Source organism: Denitrobacterium sp. (genome assembly GCF_056180635.1).
This window is the reverse complement of record NZ_JAZZJS010000039.1, coordinates 48,257-65,918: the sequence shown is the minus strand read 5'-3', so window position 1 is coordinate 65,918 and position 17,662 is coordinate 48,257. Positions and strand designations below refer to the sequence as shown.

The following is a 17,662-nucleotide window of genomic DNA, read 5'->3' as shown; positions in this document are numbered from 1 at the left end:
CATGGCGAACACGAAAACGCTCGCCTTCGAGATCGGCGTAGAGGAAATTCCCGCATTCGACCTCGATTCCGCACGTAAGCAGCTCGAGAAGGCCGTTCCGGAAGCGTTCCAGAACGCGCGCATCTCGTTCGACAAATTCGAGATTTACACCAGCCCGCGCCGCATCATCGTGATGGGCTACGGCTTGCCCGAAGCCACCGAGGCGCTGCGCGAGGAGTATCGCGGCCCTGCGGCCAAGATCGCCTTCGACGCCGACGGCAACCCCACGAAGGCTGCCATTGGCTTCGCGCGTGGCAAGGGCCTTACGCCCGATGCGCTGGAGCGTCGCGACGAAGGCGGCGTGGAATACGTCTACGCCACGAAGGAAATCCCCGCTACGCCCATCATCGGCCTTCTGCCGGGCATTCTTTCCGAGTTCATCACCATGCTGAAGTGGCCGCGTAGCTGCCGCTGGGCGTCGTATCGCGACTACTTCGTGCGCCCCGTGCGCTGGATTTGCGCCATGCTCGACAACGAGGTCATTCCCGTGTCGTTTGCCGGTGCCACTTCCGGCAACACCACGATGGGCCATCGCGTGCTTGCCCCTGGCGAGCATGCGGTCGATACCGCCGCGAACCTCATCGACGTGGTTCGTGACGCGTACGTCGTTCCGTCGCAGGCGGAACGCGAGCAGATCATCCGCGAGGGCGTTTCCGCAATCGAAGCCGAAACGGGCTGCAAGGCCGAGCTTCCCGCCAAGACGCTGCTCGAAGTGGTAAACCTCTCCGAATATCCCACGCCCCTGCGCGGCGTGTTCGACGAGGAGTTCCTGCAGGTTCCCGAGGAAATCATCGTCGACGCCATGCTCATGCACCAGCGCTATTTCCCGCTGTACGACGAGGCTGGCAAGCTCACGAACAACTTCATCATCGTTTCCAACGGCGACCCGGCGTGCAGCGCCACCATCGCCGACGGCAACGAGCGCGTTGTCCGCGCGCGCCTCTCCGACGCCAAGTTCTTCTACGAGGAGGACCTGAAGAACTCGCTTGAGTCCTACGTCGAGAAGCTCGACGCCGTGGTGTTCCAGGAGTCCCTTGGCACGGTGCGCGCCAAGGCCCAGCGCCTTTCCGCCCTTGCCGGCCATCTGGCCGAAGACGCGAAGCTCTCCCAGGAAGACGCCCGCGACCTCACGCGTGCCGCCTACCTCTGCAAGGCCGACCTCGTTACCAATGCGGTAATCGAGTTCACGAGCGTCCAGGGCATCATGGGAAGCTACTATGCGCTCGCCTCTGGCGAAACCCCGCAGGTCGCGCAGGCCATCGGCCAGCACTACCAGCCCCGTTTCGCAGGCGATGCCGCTCCCGATACCACGGTGGGCAAGCTCGTGGCCTTTGCCGACAAGCTTGACACCATCTGCGGTCTGTTTGCCGTCAACCAGGGGCCCACGGGTTCTTCCGACCCGTTCGCGCTTCGTCGTAGCGCCATCGGCATCGTGGGCATGCTCGAGGCGGGCCTTCCCGTGTCGCTCGATGCTGCCATCGATTTCTCGTTGAACGAATTCGCCGCACAGGGCGTGGAATTCGATCGCGATTCCGTGCGCGAAGCGGTCGTCGACTTCTTCGTCACGCGCACCAAGGTCATCCTACGCGATGGCGGTGCCTCCGCCGACGCCATCGATGCGGTGCTCGCCGCGGGCGTTACGGAACCGGCCATCATCATCAAGCGCACGCGTGCTCTGGAAGACGCCCGCAATGGCATGCCCGAGGTCATGGCCGATCTGGCCATCGCCTACGACAGGGCGAACAACCTGCGCGACGAATCTCTGGGCATCGACGTCGACGCCTCGCTGTTCCAGAGCGAGGAATCGGTGCTCGACTCCGCCATCGACGAGGTTTCCGCCGCAATCCCGGGCCTTCTGGCCGCGGGCGATTACGAGGCCGCTCTGAAGCAGCTCGCCTCGCTGCGTGGTCCCATCGACGCATTCTTCGAGGCCGTCATGGTCATGGCCGAGGAGGAGAACCTGCGGGGCAATCGTTTGCGACTGCTCAACAAGTTCGTCACGGCGTTCGCAGGCGTCGCCGACTTCGGTAAACTGGCGAAAGCGGCTCGATAAGCAACGACTTTTCGGCGCGCCCTGCGGGGCGCGCCTCATTTTGGGAGGAGAACCATGGAGACTATTCAATACGGCGCTGAAAAGTCCTCCATACCCACCATTCACGTCATCAGCGACTCGGTGGGCACCACCGCTTCCGCCATCGCTCGCGCCGCAGCGGCCCAGTTCGGGGAAACGGAACCGCGCGTGGAGCTTCTGCCGAACGTGCGCTCGTTCGAGGAGATTCGCGATTACCTGCTGAAGCATTCCGAATACCACAAGCAGCTCTACGGCGACCCCAGCATGGTGGTGCTCTACACCATCATCGATGCCGAGGTACTGGCGCAGTTGCGCCTCTTCTTCGAAGTGCATCCCGAATTCGCCGCCGTCGACCTCATGACCGAGGCTGTGGCGTCCATCAAGAAGGTCAGCGGCATGGAGCCCAGCTTCGAGCCGGGCGAGCTGCACGTAACCGACGAGCGATACTTCCATCGCATTGACGCCATCGAATTCACCATCGAACACGACGATGGGCGCAATCCGCAAGACCTCACCAAGGCCGATATCGTCATTCTGGGCGTTTCGCGCTGCGGCAAGACGCCCATTTCCATCTACCTTTCCCAGGAAGGCTATCGCGTGAGCAACGTGCCGCTCGATTTGCAGAGCGAGCCCCCGCGCGAGCTTTTCGACGTCGATACGACGCGCCTATTCGGCCTCATGACCACGCCGGATGTGCTGGTGAACGTCAGGCGCAAGCGCCTGGGTCGCGCCATCGCCGTCGCTTCCGACTACGCCGACCCGGAGCAGGTCGTGGAGGACCTCGACGAGGCCCGCGCGTTCATGCGCAAGCTGGGCTGCATCGTCATCCACACCGAAAACCGCGCCGTCGAGGAAACCGCCCAGGAGATTCTCAGGTATTTCGAGCTAAGCCATCCGCGCGTCAAGCCGCAGGCGCTTCCCGGGCCCACCATCTAGACGTTTCACCACGTAGGCAACGTGCCGTTTAGCGGTGCCATTGTACGCATTTTGTCATAATGCGTGCCGTATCTTTTCGTTGCGTTATTATTGACGTGCTCTCTTGCGATTTCGGAGTTACACGCAGGGGAGAGACTTTTAGAACGTCGCGAATAAGGAGTAAAAGTGACCGAAGAAGTGAAGCGCGTCTATGCATTCGGCAAGGATGCTGACGGCAAGAATGTAACCGAGGGCAATACAAGCATGAAGGCGCAGCTGGGTGGCAAGGGTGCCAACCTCGCCGAGATGGCTAATATCGGCCTCCCGGTGCCTCCTGGTTTCACCATCACCTGCCAGACCTGCATGGAATATTCCAACGCTGGTAACGTATGGCCCGAGGGCGCGCTTGACACCATCCGCCAGTACCGCGAAGACCTCGAGCAGCGCGTGGGCAAGAAGATCGGCGATCCGAAAGACCCTCTGCTCGTTTCCGTCCGTTCCGGCGCACCCATCTCCATGCCCGGCATGATGGACACGGTGCTCAACCTTGGTCTGAATGACGAGTCCATCAACGGCCTCATCGAGCAGACGGAGAACCCCCGCTTTGCATGGGACTCCTACCGCCGCTTCATCCAGATGTTCAGCAACGTGGTTATGGGCCTCGACGGCGATCTGTTCGAGAACGCCATCACCATCAAGAAGAACGAACGTGGTGTGAAGAGCGATACCGACCTCACCGCGGAAGACCTGCAGGAGCTCGTGGCCGAGTTCAAGCGCATCTTCAGCGAGAACGTCGACATCGCCGCCTATCCCGACCTCGCCCAGGACGGCGTCGCCGTCTTCCCGCAGGACCCGAAGACCCAGCTGAAGCTGGCCATCGAAGCCGTATTCGGCAGCTGGGATAACCCCCGTGCCGTTCTGTACCGCAAGCAGAACAAGATCGACGACAACATGGGCACCGCCGTCAACGTGCAGTGCATGGTGTTCGGCAACAAGGGCAACACGTCCGCCACGGGCGTTGCCTTCACCCGTAACGCCGCCAATGGCGCCAAGGAATTCTACGGCGACTACCTGGTGAACGCCCAGGGCGAAGACGTCGTGGCCGGCATCCGCAACACGAGCCCCATCTCCGAGCTCAAGCACACCCCGGGCCTGGAAGAGGCTGGTCAGGAACTCGAAGACGTCTTCGTGCTTCTGGAAAACCACTTCCGCGACATGATGGACATCGAGTTCACCATCGAGCAGGGCAAGCTCTACATGCTTCAGACCCGCGTTGGCAAGCGTACCGCCGCCGCTGCGCTGCACATCGCCATCGACATGGAGAAGGAAGGCCTGATTTCCAAGGAAGAGGCCGTTTCCCGCGTCGAGCCCGAACAGCTCGACCAGCTGCTCCATCCCCAGTTCGATAAGAGCGCTTCCTACGACGTGCTCGCCAAGGGCCTGAACGCAAGCCCCGGCGCTGCCGTTGGCGAAGTTGTCTTCAGCAGCGAAGACGCCGTGCGCGTGTCCGAAGAGGGCCGCAAGTGCGTTCTCGTTCGCTGGGAAACCAACCCCGACGACCTGGCCGGCATGATTGCCGCCGAGGGCATTCTCACCAGCCATGGTGGCAAGACGAGCCACGCTGCCGTTATCGCTCGTGGCATGGGCGCTCCCTGCGTCTGCGGCGTAGACGCCCTGAAGATCGATGCCGAAAAGAAGGAAATCGTCGTTTCCGGCACCGATGTCGTGCTCCACGAGGGCGACATGATCTCCATCGACGGCACCACCGGTATCGTCGTGAAGGGCGCTGTCGACCTGGTTATGCCCGAGCTCACCGGCGACCTCGACACCATCCTCGAGTGGGCCGACGAAATCCGCGAGCTTGGTGTTCGCGCTAACGCCGACAACCCCGAGGACGCAGAGCTGTCCCGCAAGTTCGGCGCCGAAGGCATTGGCCTGTGCCGCACCGAGCACATGTTCCTGGGCGACCGCAAGCAGATCATCCAGAAGTTCATCCTCGACGAGAACGAGGAAGTTCGTGCCGAATGCGTCAAGCAGCTCGGCGAGCTGCAGACCGGCGACTTCCTGGGCATGTTCCGCGCCATGGACGGCCTGCCCGTCATCGTGCGCCTGCTCGATCCGCCGCTGCATGAGTTCCTCGAGAGCCCCCGCGCACTCGACGTTGCCATTGCCCGCATGGAAGAGCAGGGTGCCAGCGCCGACGAAATCGCCGCTAAGCGCAACCTCATGGCTCAGATCGATGGTTGGGCCGAAGCTAACCCCATGCTGGGTCTGCGCGGCTGCCGTCTGTCCATCCTCTTCCCGCAGCTGCCCGAAATGCAGGTTCGCGCCATTGCCACGGCTGCTGCCCGCCTGAAGAAGGAAGGCCTGAATCCCCAGCCCGAAATCATGATCCCGCTGGTAGCCTTCGAGAGCGAAATCGAAACGCTCCGCGAAAAGGCCGAGGGCTTCGTTGCCGCCGTCGCCGCCGAAGAGGGCGTCGAGCTCGACATCAAGATCGGCACCATGATCGAGCTGCCTCGCGCTGCCGTCATCGCCGACAAGATCGCCAAGCACGCTGACTTCTTCAGCTTCGGCACCAACGACCTCACGCAGACCACGCTCGGCTTCAGCCGCGACGACGCAGAGGCCAAGTTCCTGCCCGCTTACATGGAGCAGCACCTGCTGAAGCGCAATCCGTTCGCCACGCTCGACGATGGCGTTGCCGAACTGGTGAAGATGGGCTGCGAGAAGGGCCGTTCCACGAACCCCGCTCTGAAGCTCGGCGTTTGCGGCGAGCATGGTGGCGATCCCGAGTCCATCATGAAGTTCGCCAAGATCGGTCCCGACTATGTTTCCTGCTCGCCTTACCGCGTGCCGGTTGCACGTCTGGCTGCCGCTCAGGCTGCGCTCGCTAAGTAAGCGCCTCGCGCATTAGCCATACGCTTTTCGTACTGGCTCCCTGCTTCTTTCGGCAGGGGGCCAGTACTGCTATTCTGTAGTCTGTATCTGTAGGGAGTTTGGTTCCCTCCCGCCGGTGTTTCCCTCTGGGAAAGCTCGGCGAGAGGGTACGGGAAGGAGGGAGTGCATGGATATGGATTCGCTGGTTGCCATTACGGGCGACATCGATACGTTCATGTACACGTACATTCTCATCATCATGCTCGTCGTTTCGGGCGTCCTCTTCACCATTCGCACGAAGGGGGTTCAGATTCGCCTGCTCAAGGACATGATCAAGTCCATCACCGAGCAGAAGTACAACGAGGGCACGTCCACCGCCTCGTCGTTCCAGGCGCTTATGCTTTCCACAGCCAGCCGTGTTGGCACCGGCAATATTGCAGGCGTTTCCACGGCTATCGCCTTTGGCGGCCCGGGTGCCCTCATGTGGATGTGGATCATGGCCACCATCGGTGCGGCTTCCGCCTTCGTGGAATCAACGCTCGCGCAGATCTGGAAGGTGAAGAACGAAGATGGCTCCTTCCGCGGCGGCCCGGCGTATTACATCCAGCAGGGCCTGGGCAAGCATTGGCTGGGCGTTGTGTTCGCCGTATCGCTCATCGTGTGCTTCGCGTTCGGCTTCAACGCGCTTCAGGCATATAACGCTTCCAGCACGCTCGAGGTGTACATGCCCGACTACTTCCAGAGCGACGTGGTCATCTGGGTTGCGCTGCTCATCGCTGCGTTCATGGCCATGAGCATTTTTGGTGGTGGTTCGCGCGTGAGCTTCCTCACCAGCATCATCGTTCCCATCATGGCGGCGTCGTACCTCGTTATCGCCGTTATCGTCACCTTCATGCATGCGGGCGACATCCCCGCCGTGTTTGGCCTTATCTGCTCTTCCGCGTTCGACTTCCGCTCCTTCGCGGGTGGTTTCGCCGGCTCGGTGGTCTCCTGGGGCATCAAGCGTGGCCTGTACAGCAACGAAGCTGGCATGGGTTCCGCTCCTAACGCCGCGGCTTCCGCTTCCGTGTCGCATCCCGTGAAGCAGGGCCTCGTCCAGACGTTTTCCGTGTTCATCGATACGATGATCATCTGCACCTGCACGGGTATGATGATCCTGGTGTTCTACGTGGGCGGCGGATTGGAAACCGTCGTCGACCCCGTTACGAACATCACCTCGTTCGTGAATCCGCACACGGGCGCCGTCCTTACGGGCATGCCGCTCGTGCAGGAAGCACTGCGCTACTCGCTGGGCGATTTCGGCGTGAACTTCATTACGTTCAGCATCTTCCTGTTCGCGTTCTCCAGCCTGCTGGGCAACTACTACTATGCAGAAAGCAACATCCGCTTCATCAGTCAGAACAAGTGGGTCATCCTCGTATTCCGCCTGATCTGTGTGGTTACGGTCTTCTGGGGCGCCCAGGCAGGCTTCGACCTAGTGTGGAACGCGGCGGATATCTTCATGGGCTTCCAGGCATTCGTGAACCTCGTCGCCCTCTTCCTGCTGGGTGGTTGGGCTATCAAGGCTCTCACCGACTACGAAGCGCAGAAGAAGCAGGGGTTGAACCCGGTCTTCCTTGCCTCCAGCATTCCCGGCCTTCCAAAGACCGAATGCTGGCATGAAACGCGCGACGAGCTGGCGGAAGATGCCAAGCGCGGTGGCCTTTCCGAAGACGCCAAGATGCGTCACCAGGTAGAGGAAATGCTGCACTAGCTCGCATTTCGCATAGAAGTGTAGAGCCGAAGGACGCTATCGTTCTTCGGCTCTTTGTTTTGGGCATAGTAAAGCCGGGCGAGGGGAGGGGCCCGCCCGGCTTTGAAGTGGTGGAAAGGGCTTAGTCGAATTTGCCAGCCGCGAGGTCGCGACCAAGCAGGTAGCCGAACGTCAGGCAGTTTATGCCGTAGCTATTTCCGGGGATGGCGAAGTTGTAGGTGTTCGCGTACATGTCGCCAATCATGGCGCCTACGTTGAACAGGCCGGGGATGGGCTCGTCCTTCTCGTCGCAGACTTCCATGTTCACGCTCGTGCGCAGGCCGCCCATGACGGTCATGAACATGGCGTAGTTCTGGGAAGCGTAGAACGGGCCCGCTTCGTCAATCTTCACCAGGAAGTCGGGGTTCTTGTGGAAGTCCTCGTCAACGCCCAGGTCGCAGAGCTCGTTGTAGCGCTTCACGACGGCCTTGAGCTTCGTGGCGTCGAGGTTGAGCTGCTTGGCGAGGTCATCGAGCGTGTCGGCCTTGAAGTACTTGCCGGTGGCAACTCCGTCGTCCCACACCTTCACGAGCTCTTCGGGGGTGAGGGAGGGAAGCGTGTAGTCCATGCCGAACGTGTACCACTCATGGCCCTTTGCCATGATTTCCTCGGGGTAATTCTTGGTCCAGATGCCGTATGCAACGTTACCGGGCTGCGAGAGCAGGTGGTTGGAGCTGTAGGGCGAGGAGATGTCCTCGCGCTGGTAGCGCTCGGTCTTCGTGTTCACGTTCAGGCCCATGTGGAAGCCGCAGGGTTCGTGGCTGCCGCCCCATGCGCCCTGCATCATCGGGGCGTTGGGGTAGGCGTGCTGCCAAGCGGCGCCAATCCACAGACCCATCTTCTGGCCGTCGCCGCCGTAGATGCCGGTGAGGTTGAAGCTGGTGTTGTAGTCGATTTCGCCCTGCTCGTAGCCAACCAGGGGCAGAACCTGCGGGCAGTAGGCGGCAAGCATTTCCTTGTTGCTCGAGAAGTCGCCCGTTGCCAGTACGACGGCCTTCTTGGCCACGAACTTCACGTAGCTGCCGTCGCTCATCTTCGAGGCGATGACGCCGGTTACGCGGCCCTTGTTGTTGTCTTCGCGGATGAGCTGCTCGGCTTTGGTGTCGTAGATGATCTGCACGCCATATTCCTTGGCCTTTGCCTCGAGCGCTTCCACGGCGCCCTGTTGGCCGGTGGAAACCATCGAGGAATTGCCCATGGTCGAGAATGCGTGAGCGTAGTTCGGGCCCATGTCGAAGGAGTTGTCGCGCTCCATGATGACTTCCAGCCCGCTTGCGCGGGCAATGTCGATCATCCAGTTCATGGCCTCTTCGGAGTTATTGTAGCCGCGCATCCACTTGGGCTGGTCGATGGCGAACGAGGCGGCGCGCATCTCGTGGTAGAAGAATGGAACGGGGTCGAACGGGGTGATGCCCAGCTCTTCCATGACCTTGGAGTTGCGGGCGAAGTTCGAGCCGCCACGCGAAATGGGGGCGCTTGCGGCCGAGAAGAGCGTTACGCTCGCGCCCTTTTCAGCGGCGGAAACGGCCGTGGTGAAACCGGACATGCCGCCGCCAACGATGATGATGTCGTTTTCGATCGTCTCGCTGATGCTGCTATCGGCAATGGGCTCGGGCGGAATCATGAACGACCATTTGGGCATTCCATCGGTGAGGCTGAGGACCGCATCAGCCGATGCGACTTCGCCCGAAGCGACGGCTTCCGTTTTCTTGGAACCCGATGGCGACGCGCAACCTGCCAGGCCGGCGGCTGCGGCGCCCGCTGCGCCCAGTGCACCCATCTTGAAGAATGAACGACGTGAAAAATCCCTTGGCTCTCCCATTTTCCCTCCTATGGAAATCGATTGTGTGCCAGGACCCGTCCCTCAACGGGTCTTTTAAGTGTATTCTTCATGGAGACTATTCCTATGCAGCTATGTTTTACCGCCCGGCAACTTGATTTCGCTTGTCGCCGATTGAGTTTGCGTTGTAACGGAAATGCACTATCATGTGGGCATTACAGCTGCTTGAGGAGGGATATCCATGGATATACGGCAGTTGGAATACTATTCCACCCTGGTACGAAAAGGGAGTTTCACCAGGGCAGCCGATGAGCTGTTTGTCACACGTCAGGCACTCAGCAAGGCTGTAAAAAATCTCGAAAACGAGTTGGGTGACAGGCTGGTATTCGTGCGCAATGGTCGTGTGCACCCCACCGAGGTGGGGACGAGCCTCTATGCCGAAGCGGCGCCTGTCATCGATTCGTACCGCAGGCTCGAGGGTCGTTTCGTGCCCCATTCCGACGCTTCTCAGCGCAAGGTGTCTCTTTCGATTGCCTTGGGGCATGGCACGCTCATTTCGCTGCCCGACGGCTATCTCGAGCAATTCCGCTCGCAGTTTTCCAACATGCGCTTGTATGTGGAGGAAGTGCCCACGGAAACCGTTCTCGACCTTGTATCGGAATCGGAAGTCGATATCGGCATCGTGGGTTCCAACCCCGAGTTTCTGGGAGCGTTCGATCATAAGCTCCTCGTGCAGTCGGGCTTCTATATTTCCGTGCCTCTATCTAGTGATTTGGCGGATAAGACCGAACTCCATCTTCAGGATCTGGATGGCCAGCCCTTCGTTACGTTCGGGAAGCGCAATCATCTGCATCGCTTCTTCGTCGAGGAGTGCAAGGCTGTGGGCGTCCACCCCGATATCGTGCTTACCACGTCCGATTCTGACATGCTCATGCAGTCGGCTCAGTCGAGTCAGGCAATGTATTTCTGCTTCCCGCATGTGGCGCCCGATTTGCTGAAGTATAACCGCGTCGTGCGTCCCCTCGTGTTCCCGGGTTCCGCCTCGTTCGGCACGTACGCCATTATGCGCAAAGACGTGCCCGCAGCATCGTCCGCGAAGATCTTCTGGGATTGGGCAGAGTAGCTGCATCCTCCTGCGCGCCCTGCTCCTGCCTGCCTCTCGAGCACCGCTCCGCTGCTCGCGTGGTTTCGGCCCCGCATGGGCCGAAACCTACGCTCGTGCGCTGCGCTGCTTCATGCTTTTACTTTGCGCTGTTCGGGATGCCCGTGGATCTACGAGAGGCTTCGCCTCCCGCTCTCCACGGGCATCCCGAACGTAGCGCGTTTGTTTGATTTCAGAGTGCCTCGAGAGGCAGGCAGGAGCAGGGCTACCCGTCGGCTGAGAGGCCTACTTTAAACCTTTATTGGGGCTTTTATTTGGGGCCTCCGTTCGCCTGTGGCGAACGATTGGCTCCCGCGAGTAGGTTCGGGCCGGCGGGCATCGCTTCGCCCGTCCGCGTTGGTGGATTCTGCTGGGGCGTTCGATTGACGCGTTTCCACTCCAATGAGTTCGATTCTCCGTAACGGCATGGAAAAAGAAAAAGGCTGGTAGCGGGTGCTACCAGCCTGTTGTCTATGGTGGAGGCAAGGGGGTTCGCGCGGCGGGGCGCATGCCCCGCGAAAACGATCGATGATCGTTTTCAGCGCGAAGGCGGTGAGGCGTGAGCCGAGCCGCATTCTCCGCGCCGGAGCGCATTATGAAGAAGGCCGCATGCGCGGCCTTCGTGGTACGTGGTGGAGGCGCGGAGAATCGAACTCCGGTCCATACTAGACAGTCCCCAGGACGCTACAAGCTTAGTCGGCGAAAAGGCTTCAGCGAAGATTTGCTCGTCGACGAACATCGTCTTCGCCTAATCGGTTCAATCTTTATCGTGCGCCATACCGATTACGTGCGCGGATGCATCCCCCTAATGTGACATCGCGGAAGGGCCGAGGGAAGCGCCCAACTTTGACGCGCTGCGTTAAATTAAGCAGCGAGGGCGTACTGCCCAGAGAAAGATTTGTTGTCAATTAAATTTGACGGTACCCCTGTTTAACGTGGCGAGGAGACCACGGCTTGCTTCCCGGTTCGAACCTACCATGTCGAAACCAGTCGCCCCCAAAAGAGGTGGTCACTTATTGTACGTGCTGCGGCCCCATCAATCAAGCACCCGTGTATTGGGGATGGATGTGCTGTTCCTGGCCTGATTTCCGCATGGCGCGCGGGCGTATACTGTAGGCATTCACGTGAGGAGTAGCGCATGAAGCAAGTCATTATCGCCAGCAACAACGCCCACAAGGTCGAGGAAATCGAAACGGCCCTCGATTTCGAAGGCTGGGAGTTCAAGACGCTCCGCCAGGCCGGACTCGATTCCGATCCCGAGGAAGATGCTGATACGTTTCTGGGGAACGCCCGCATCAAAGCGCAGGCTGCCCACGAGCTTTCGGGCGCGGCAGTGCTTGCCGACGATTCTGGGCTGGAAGTGGATGCGCTCGATGGCGCCCCGGGCGTGTATTCGTCGCGCTACGCCGGCGAACATGGCAACGACGCCGCTAACAACGCCAAGCTGCTTGCGGACCTTGCCGACGTCCCCGATGAGAAGCGCACCGCGCGCTTTGTCTGCACGCTCGTCTTCATCGACGAGGATGGTAGCGAGCTTGTGGCCCGTGGAACCATCGAGGGAAAGATCGGATACGAGGAGCGGGGAAGCGAGGGCTTCGGCTACGACCCGCTGTTCATTCCCGATGAGTTTGGCGGCGAACTTACGCTCGCCCAGGTGTCTCAGGCGCAGAAAAACAGCGTGTCGCACCGCGGAAATGCGCTTCGTGCATTGCGGAAGAAAATTTCTGAAACGCTGCAATAGTCTGCTATAATGACCAAGCTGCAGAGGCGGGACGTGGCGCAGTTCGGTAGCGCGCCTGCTTTGGGAGCAGGATGTCGCAGGTTCAAATCCTGTCGTCCCGACCAGCAGCCGAACATATTGCGGGTGTGGTTCAATGGTAGAACTTCAGCCTTCCAAGCTGATAACGCGGGTTCGATTCCCGTCACCCGCTCCAGATCGATTTCAGCAACGCTCACCAATCGGTGGGCGTTGTTTTGCTTTCGGGCGTAGGGAATCGAACCGATGAGGTGGAAACGCGTTAAGCGGACGCCCCAGTGAGGCGTCCGTAGCGTTTCGCCCGACCGAGCCTGCGAGGGAGGGGTCGGGATCCGCGCAGCGGATGCCGGAGCCCGTCACCCGCTCCAGATCGATTTCAGCAACGCTCACCAATCGGTGGGCGTTTCTCATTCCCTGGCGTGGTCGGGGTTGCCCCACGGGCATCGCTCCGCTGCTCGCCCGCAAGCGGGCTCGTGCGCTGCGCTGGATCATGTTTTTACTTGCGCTTGGGTTAGCTTTCACAATGCCCCGTGGGGCAACCCCGACCACGCCTGCAACCTCCTCTTTGTTCGTGTGTTGTCTGGTCTTGTCGCAGCTGGGATCTCCTCGATCAGCTTTCAGGGCTGTGATTCAGGGTGCCTTCAAGTCGTTTTGGATTTTAGCGTGCAGGCGTCCAGAGGGACATGCACCATCAGGCCCGTCTAGGGTTTGGCCTGTGTACATGATGTGGGGTGGGGCGCCTCGTCTATGGAGACGGTGTGGTGCGAAGCGTGATTATGGGGGTAGTGGGCTTTGCTGAACTGGGAAAATGCTTCTAACTGACGGATTTGTAAGGTTTAAGGCTGGAATTGTTCCTATAATTAGCACGTTTGCATAGAAAGCTAAAAGGAGGGTTCGTGTTAGACGAGTTGTTTTCTCAGTTATCGTTCGTCGATATCTTCAACTTCTGCGTTTTTATCACGTTCACTGTTTGCTACGCCTATCAGCTCTATTACGTGCTCGTCACGCTTACGCGTAAGCCGCCTGCACACGTAGCGAAGAAGAATCACCGGTATGCCGTGCTTGTCTCGGCACGCAACGAGGCCGCCGTTATCGCCGACCTCATCCACAGCATCCGCGTTCAGAATTATCCTCAGGAGCTTATCGACGTGTTCGTTATCGCCGATAATTGCACCGACGACACGGCTGAAATCGCCCGTACGGCGGGCGCTCACGTGTTCGAGCGCGAGAACACCGAGCTGCGCGGCAAGGGCTACGCGCTCGATTATGGCTACCAGAACATCCAGCGTTACTACGGCGACAAGGGCTACGAGGCCTACTTCGTGTTCGACGCCGACAACGTGCTCGACGTGAACTACTTCCGCGAGATGAACAACACGTTCGACTCGGGCGCCATCGCCTCCACGAGCTACCGCAACTCCAAGAACTTCGACAGCAACTGGATCTCGGCTGGCTATGGCGTGTGGTTCCTGCGCGAGGCGAAGTACCTGAACCAGAGCCGCCTCACGCTGAACACCAGCTGCGCCGTTTCTGGTACGGGCTTCTTCATCGCGGCCGAGGTTCTTGCCAAGACCGGCGGCTGGAAGGGGCATCTGCTCACCGAGGACATCGAGTTCTCCACCAGCACCATCTGCGAGGGCGGGCGCATCGCATATTGCCCCACGGCCGTTCTCTACGACGAACAGCCCATCACGTTCCGCGACTCGTGGCGTCAGCGCGAGCGCTGGGCCAAGGGCTTCTACCAGGTGTTCGGCCATTACGGACTGCGTCTGGTGAAGGGCATGTTCACGAACCCGCGCGGTCGCAAGTTCGCCTGCTACGACATGCTCATGACCATCGCCCCGGGCATGCTTCTCACGCTGGTCACCATCACGTTCAACGCCATTATCATCGGTCTGTCCTTCGCGGGCGTCATGTCCACGGGCCAGATGGTGGCAACGAGCGCGTCGTCCATCATGTTCTGTATTCTGAACTACATGCTCTTCATGTTCCTCTTCGGCGTGCTTACCACGTTCACCGAGTGGGATAACATCCATACGTCGTCGAAGAACAAGGTGAAGTACATGTTCACGTTCCCCCTGTTCATGATCACGTATATCCCCATTGCCATTGCGGCCCTGTTCATGAAGCCGGAATGGAAGCCTATCAAGCACAGCATCTCCGTGAACGTGAGCGAATACGCCACGGTTCAGGGCAAGGAAAGCGAAAGCGTCCTTTCCCGCTAGGGGCTTTGCGTTAGAGATACGGGGCCGTCGCGCGATTGATGCGCGACGGCCCCGTTTGCTTTCTGCGGCTTTTCTTCCATCGACTTGTCGCCCCGCCTTCGTAACCTCGATTTCGAAGGCGGAAGGAGCGGCAATGGAACATGAGCGTGAGCACTCGTCTTGCGCACCGTGCGATTCGACGTGGCGTCGCTACGCGAGGGCGGCTGCGCTTTGCATTGCGGAGTCGGTGTGGCCCACGCGCTGCGTCTTGTGCGAGCGTTTGGGTTCGGTGCTCTGCGACTCGTGTAGGCGTGCGCTTCCCTATATCGACCAGTGGATGGCGTGTCCGCGTTGCGGCGCGCCCTATGGCATGTTGGAATGCACTGAATGCAACGCCCTGAGCCTGCGTGGTAGTGGGTTGGACGAACTGCCCATTGGGTCGTGCGTGAGCGCCACGGTCTTCTCCGATGCCACGGCCCGTATCGTGCGCACGCATAAAGACGGGGGAGAGCAGCGGCTTGCCAACGACATGGCCTATGCCATCGCCTGCGCCATTCCCGCTGAATGGCTTGGGGGAGGGGCTGTGGTTGCGGGCATTCCGGCGACACGCGAGGCCAGGCGCGCACGCGGGTTCGACCATGGCGCATCGCTCGCAGCTGCGGTGGCGTCGCTTCTGGGCCTGCCGCATGCGAACGTGCTCCTTCCGCCTTTGGCCAAGGACCAGCGCGAGCTTTCGCGTGAGGCGCGTTTCGCCAATATGGAGCATGCGTTTTCGCTCGATGCGCGCACTTCGGTGGAGCTGCCGCGAAGCATCATTCTGGTGGACGATGTGCTCACCACGGGGGCGACGCTCCTTTCCGCGGCGTTGCTTTTGCGAAAAGCCGGCGTGGGGAGCGTGCGTTGCGCGACGTTCGCGCGCGTATATTGATATTACGCAAAGCGGTTAGACCATACGCCCTTCTGCTACAATAGCCAGTGCTTTTACGGGCTGTAGTTGCGGAACGCACGATGCGTTCCTATTCCATGGCAGATGCGGTCAAAAGGATCCACGTAAGCGCGTGTCGCAAGGCACCGTGAGCATGGCGCATTCTAGACGTAAGACGCACCGTCCGTTTACTTCATGCGGCATACCGTCGCGCGGGCGAGAGGGTGATGGTGAATAGCTCAGCCCCAGTGCGCGAGTGTGGGGGCAAAGACTAGGTCAGCCGTATTAGCTTTACGTAGAGCCGAAACGGAAGGTTAAGCTATGAAACGTTGGGTCTCGGTAGGTCTCGCACTCATGCTCGTGTGCGCGCTTAGCACGCTCCTTTGCGGATGCCAGAGCCAATCCTCGTACGAACCCACGAAGAAGAGCGCAACCGTTACGGTTCCCACCATTGGCCAAGATGGCAAGCTGCGCGTTGGCGTGAACTCTTCGAACGCGCCGTTCTCCACGCAGGTTTCCGGCAAGCTCGTTGGCATCGACATCGACATCGCAGCCGCACTTGCCACCGAAATGGGTCTCAGCCTGGAACTCGTTGATGTGGGTAGCGACGCCGAAGGCGCGCTGGAAGATGGCTCCGTCGATATCGTCATGAACCAGGAAACGGGCGATTCCTCCACGACCGCCTGGCTTTCCGATTCCTACCTGCCCACGGCTGTTTCGGTGTTCTCCACGTCTTCCGCCACGTCTCTGCCCGCCGAAGACTCCAAGCCCACCATCGAGGCCCAGTCTTCCTCCATGAGCGCTTGGGAGGTTGCCAACCAGTTCGGCGACACGTCGCTCTCCAGCGTTTCCGACCTGAAGACCGCGTTCTCCGACCTTTCCTCTGGTAAGACCACCTACGTTGCCGCCGATGCCGTTATTGGTTCCTACGTTGCCTACACCAGCAATGTCGACGCCCATATCGTTGGCGTGCTCCAAAAGGTCGGCGGTTATAGCATTGGCATTTCGAATTCGAACACCGAGCTCCAGTCCGCCGTGGCTGCCGCGTTGAAGACGCTTTCGAATAACGGAACCATCTCCGTCATCGAGTCCAAGTGGCTCGGCACGTCGCTCGACCTTAGCACCGTCGACCAGTCCGCTGCCGCCCGCAAGTCCTCGGGTTCTGGCTCTTCCTCGGCTGCTACCAGCGCTTCTACCGCTACGCAAGAAGACAAGTCCGCGGGCGATTCCGTGCAGGCCGACGAAAGCGAAAGCTCCGAAGGCGCCTCTGCAACCGATGCATAAGAGCGCTCGTTTAGCAGGAACGTTTCCATTTCGTAATCAGATACGCCATTCGTAGTATTGACCCCACCTGATTTCATGCAGGTGGGGTCATCTTTGTTTGTTTTACTTTCATCGCGTCTGCGAGGGCTATCGCTCAAGGGGGAGTCCGTCTAACGGGGCTATAATCCGTGGCGTAAGGAAGTGGATTTGGAGGTCATGTACGCATGAGTGAATCGCGAAACTATTCCCGTCCGTCTTACTATCCCGTTTTCGTCGACCTAACCGACCGCAACACGGTCGTTATCGGTGGTGGCAAAGTTGCGGAGCGTAAGGTCGAAACCCTTCTTTCGTGCGGAGCCTCCGTTCGCGTCGTTTCCCCGTGCGTGACCGATGCCATCCAGTCGCTTGCCGATTCCGGCGCCATTGCGCTCGACCTTCGTTGCTACGAAGAGGGCGACCTCGCGGGTTCCTGCATGGCGTACTGCGCGTGCGGCGTTCCCGAGGTCAACGAGCTCTGCCATGATGAGGCGCGCCGCATCGGATGCCTCATGAACGTCGTCGACGTCCCTTCCGAATGCGATTTCATCGTTCCCTCTATCGTTTCCCGTGGGCCGCTTACCATTGCGGTATCCACGTCGGGCACGGCTCCTACGGAAGCCAAGTCCATCCGCCGTTCCCTCGAGCGTCAGTTCGATGACAGCTGGGGGGAGTATCTCGAGCTCATGGGTGATGTTCGTCTTTTGGTGAAGGAGCGCATCAGCGGCTCCGACGAAGACCGTCGCCCCTATTACGAGGCCGCCAGCGCGGCTGGCTGGAGGGAACGCATTGCTTCCGGCGAGGTGATCGACCCCGAGGAAGCGTATCGTCAGGCGTGCGAGATTGTGGAGGCGCGCTAA

At 60.0% G+C, this 17,662-nt stretch carries 11 protein-coding genes, 2 tRNA genes and 1 other RNA gene; 12 read left to right on the top strand and 2 right to left on the bottom strand.

Going from position 1 to position 17,662, the window contains the following annotated elements:
- The first annotated feature begins 1 nt into the window (after position 1).
- The 4 genes from glyS (at position 2) to AC04P6_RS03365 (ending at position 7,658) form a co-directional block, all read left to right on the top strand.
- Positions 2-2,092 carry a glycine--tRNA ligase subunit beta gene (gene glyS / locus AC04P6_RS03380; RefSeq protein WP_475565186.1) on the top strand — a complete coding sequence of 697 codons (2,091 nt, stop codon included), beginning with the start codon at positions 2-4 and terminating at the stop codon, positions 2,090-2,092.
- A 54-nt stretch (positions 2,093-2,146) separates the two neighbouring features.
- Positions 2,147-3,046 carry a pyruvate, water dikinase regulatory protein gene (locus AC04P6_RS03375; protein WP_475565185.1) on the top strand — a complete coding sequence of 300 codons (900 nt, stop codon included), beginning with the start codon at positions 2,147-2,149 and terminating at the stop codon, positions 3,044-3,046.
- A gap of 165 nt (positions 3,047-3,211) precedes the next feature.
- Complete coding sequence (gene ppdK, locus AC04P6_RS03370; protein WP_475565184.1) at positions 3,212-5,926, top strand: pyruvate, phosphate dikinase; 2,715 nt, start codon at positions 3,212-3,214, stop codon at positions 5,924-5,926.
- A 166-nt stretch (positions 5,927-6,092) separates the two neighbouring features.
- The gene (locus AC04P6_RS03365) at positions 6,093-7,658 is read left to right on the top strand and encodes an alanine/glycine:cation symporter family protein (protein WP_475565183.1); all 1,566 of its coding nucleotides are present in this window, start codon (positions 6,093-6,095) and stop codon (positions 7,656-7,658) included.
- 121 nt (positions 7,659-7,779) lie between these two features.
- Here AC04P6_RS03365 and AC04P6_RS03360 read toward each other — a convergent pair whose 3' ends face one another.
- Entirely contained in the window at positions 7,780-9,519 is a 1,740-nt protein-coding gene (locus AC04P6_RS03360) for an FAD-dependent oxidoreductase (protein ID WP_475565182.1), read from the bottom strand.
- Between the two features lie 199 nt (positions 9,520-9,718).
- Between AC04P6_RS03360 and AC04P6_RS03355 the strand changes: the two genes are divergently transcribed.
- Complete coding sequence (locus tag AC04P6_RS03355; protein WP_475565181.1) at positions 9,719-10,600, top strand: LysR family transcriptional regulator; 882 nt, start codon at positions 9,719-9,721, stop codon at positions 10,598-10,600.
- Positions 10,601-11,248: 648 nt separating this feature from the next.
- On the opposite strand, the gene ssrA is transcribed toward AC04P6_RS03355, so the two are convergent.
- Positions 11,249-11,616, bottom strand: a transfer-messenger RNA (tmRNA) gene (gene ssrA, locus AC04P6_RS03350).
- 140 nt (positions 11,617-11,756) lie between these two features.
- Between ssrA and rdgB the strand changes: the two genes are divergently transcribed.
- The 7 genes from rdgB to AC04P6_RS03315 all read left to right on the top strand — a co-directional run bounded on the left by rdgB (position 11,757) and on the right by AC04P6_RS03315 (position 17,662).
- A complete protein-coding gene (gene rdgB / locus AC04P6_RS03345) occupies positions 11,757-12,359 on the top strand; it encodes an RdgB/HAM1 family non-canonical purine NTP pyrophosphatase (protein ID WP_475565180.1) in 603 nt (200 codons plus the stop codon).
- Positions 12,360-12,386: 27 nt separating this feature from the next.
- Positions 12,387-12,463: transfer RNA gene (locus tag AC04P6_RS03340), tRNA-Pro, on the top strand.
- 15 nt (positions 12,464-12,478) lie between these two features.
- Positions 12,479-12,552: transfer RNA gene (locus AC04P6_RS03335), tRNA-Gly, on the top strand.
- Between the two features lie 718 nt (positions 12,553-13,270).
- Complete coding sequence (locus AC04P6_RS03330) at positions 13,271-14,599, top strand: glycosyltransferase family 2 protein (RefSeq protein WP_475565179.1); 1,329 nt, start codon at positions 13,271-13,273, stop codon at positions 14,597-14,599.
- 133 nt (positions 14,600-14,732) lie between these two features.
- Entirely contained in the window at positions 14,733-15,506 is a 774-nt protein-coding gene (locus AC04P6_RS03325; protein ID WP_475565178.1) for a phosphoribosyltransferase family protein, read from the top strand.
- A gap of 318 nt (positions 15,507-15,824) precedes the next feature.
- Positions 15,825-16,787, top strand: coding sequence for a substrate-binding periplasmic protein (locus AC04P6_RS03320; protein WP_475565177.1), 963 nt, complete (start codon positions 15,825-15,827; stop codon positions 16,785-16,787).
- A 203-nt stretch (positions 16,788-16,990) separates the two neighbouring features.
- On the top strand, positions 16,991-17,662 hold the full coding sequence (locus AC04P6_RS03315; protein WP_475565176.1) for a precorrin-2 dehydrogenase/sirohydrochlorin ferrochelatase family protein: 672 nt from the start codon (positions 16,991-16,993) through the stop codon (positions 17,660-17,662).

Coding starts and splice junctions, on each gene's coding strand:
- glyS (WP_475565186.1), top strand. CDS start 2: ATGGCGAACACGAAAACGCTCGCCTTCGAGATCGGCGTAGAGGAAATT.
- AC04P6_RS03315 (WP_475565176.1), top strand. CDS start 16,991: ATGAGTGAATCGCGAAACTATTCCCGTCCGTCTTACTATCCCGTTTTC.
- AC04P6_RS03320 (WP_475565177.1), top strand. CDS start 15,825: ATGAAACGTTGGGTCTCGGTAGGTCTCGCACTCATGCTCGTGTGCGCG.
- rdgB (WP_475565180.1), top strand. CDS start 11,757: ATGAAGCAAGTCATTATCGCCAGCAACAACGCCCACAAGGTCGAGGAA.
- AC04P6_RS03355 (WP_475565181.1), top strand. CDS start 9,719: ATGGATATACGGCAGTTGGAATACTATTCCACCCTGGTACGAAAAGGG.
- AC04P6_RS03365 (WP_475565183.1), top strand. CDS start 6,093: ATGGATATGGATTCGCTGGTTGCCATTACGGGCGACATCGATACGTTC.
- AC04P6_RS03360 (WP_475565182.1), bottom strand. CDS start 9,519: ATGGGAGAGCCAAGGGATTTTTCACGTCGTTCATTCTTCAAGATGGGT.
- AC04P6_RS03375 (WP_475565185.1), top strand. CDS start 2,147: ATGGAGACTATTCAATACGGCGCTGAAAAGTCCTCCATACCCACCATT.
- AC04P6_RS03325 (WP_475565178.1), top strand. CDS start 14,733: ATGGAACATGAGCGTGAGCACTCGTCTTGCGCACCGTGCGATTCGACG.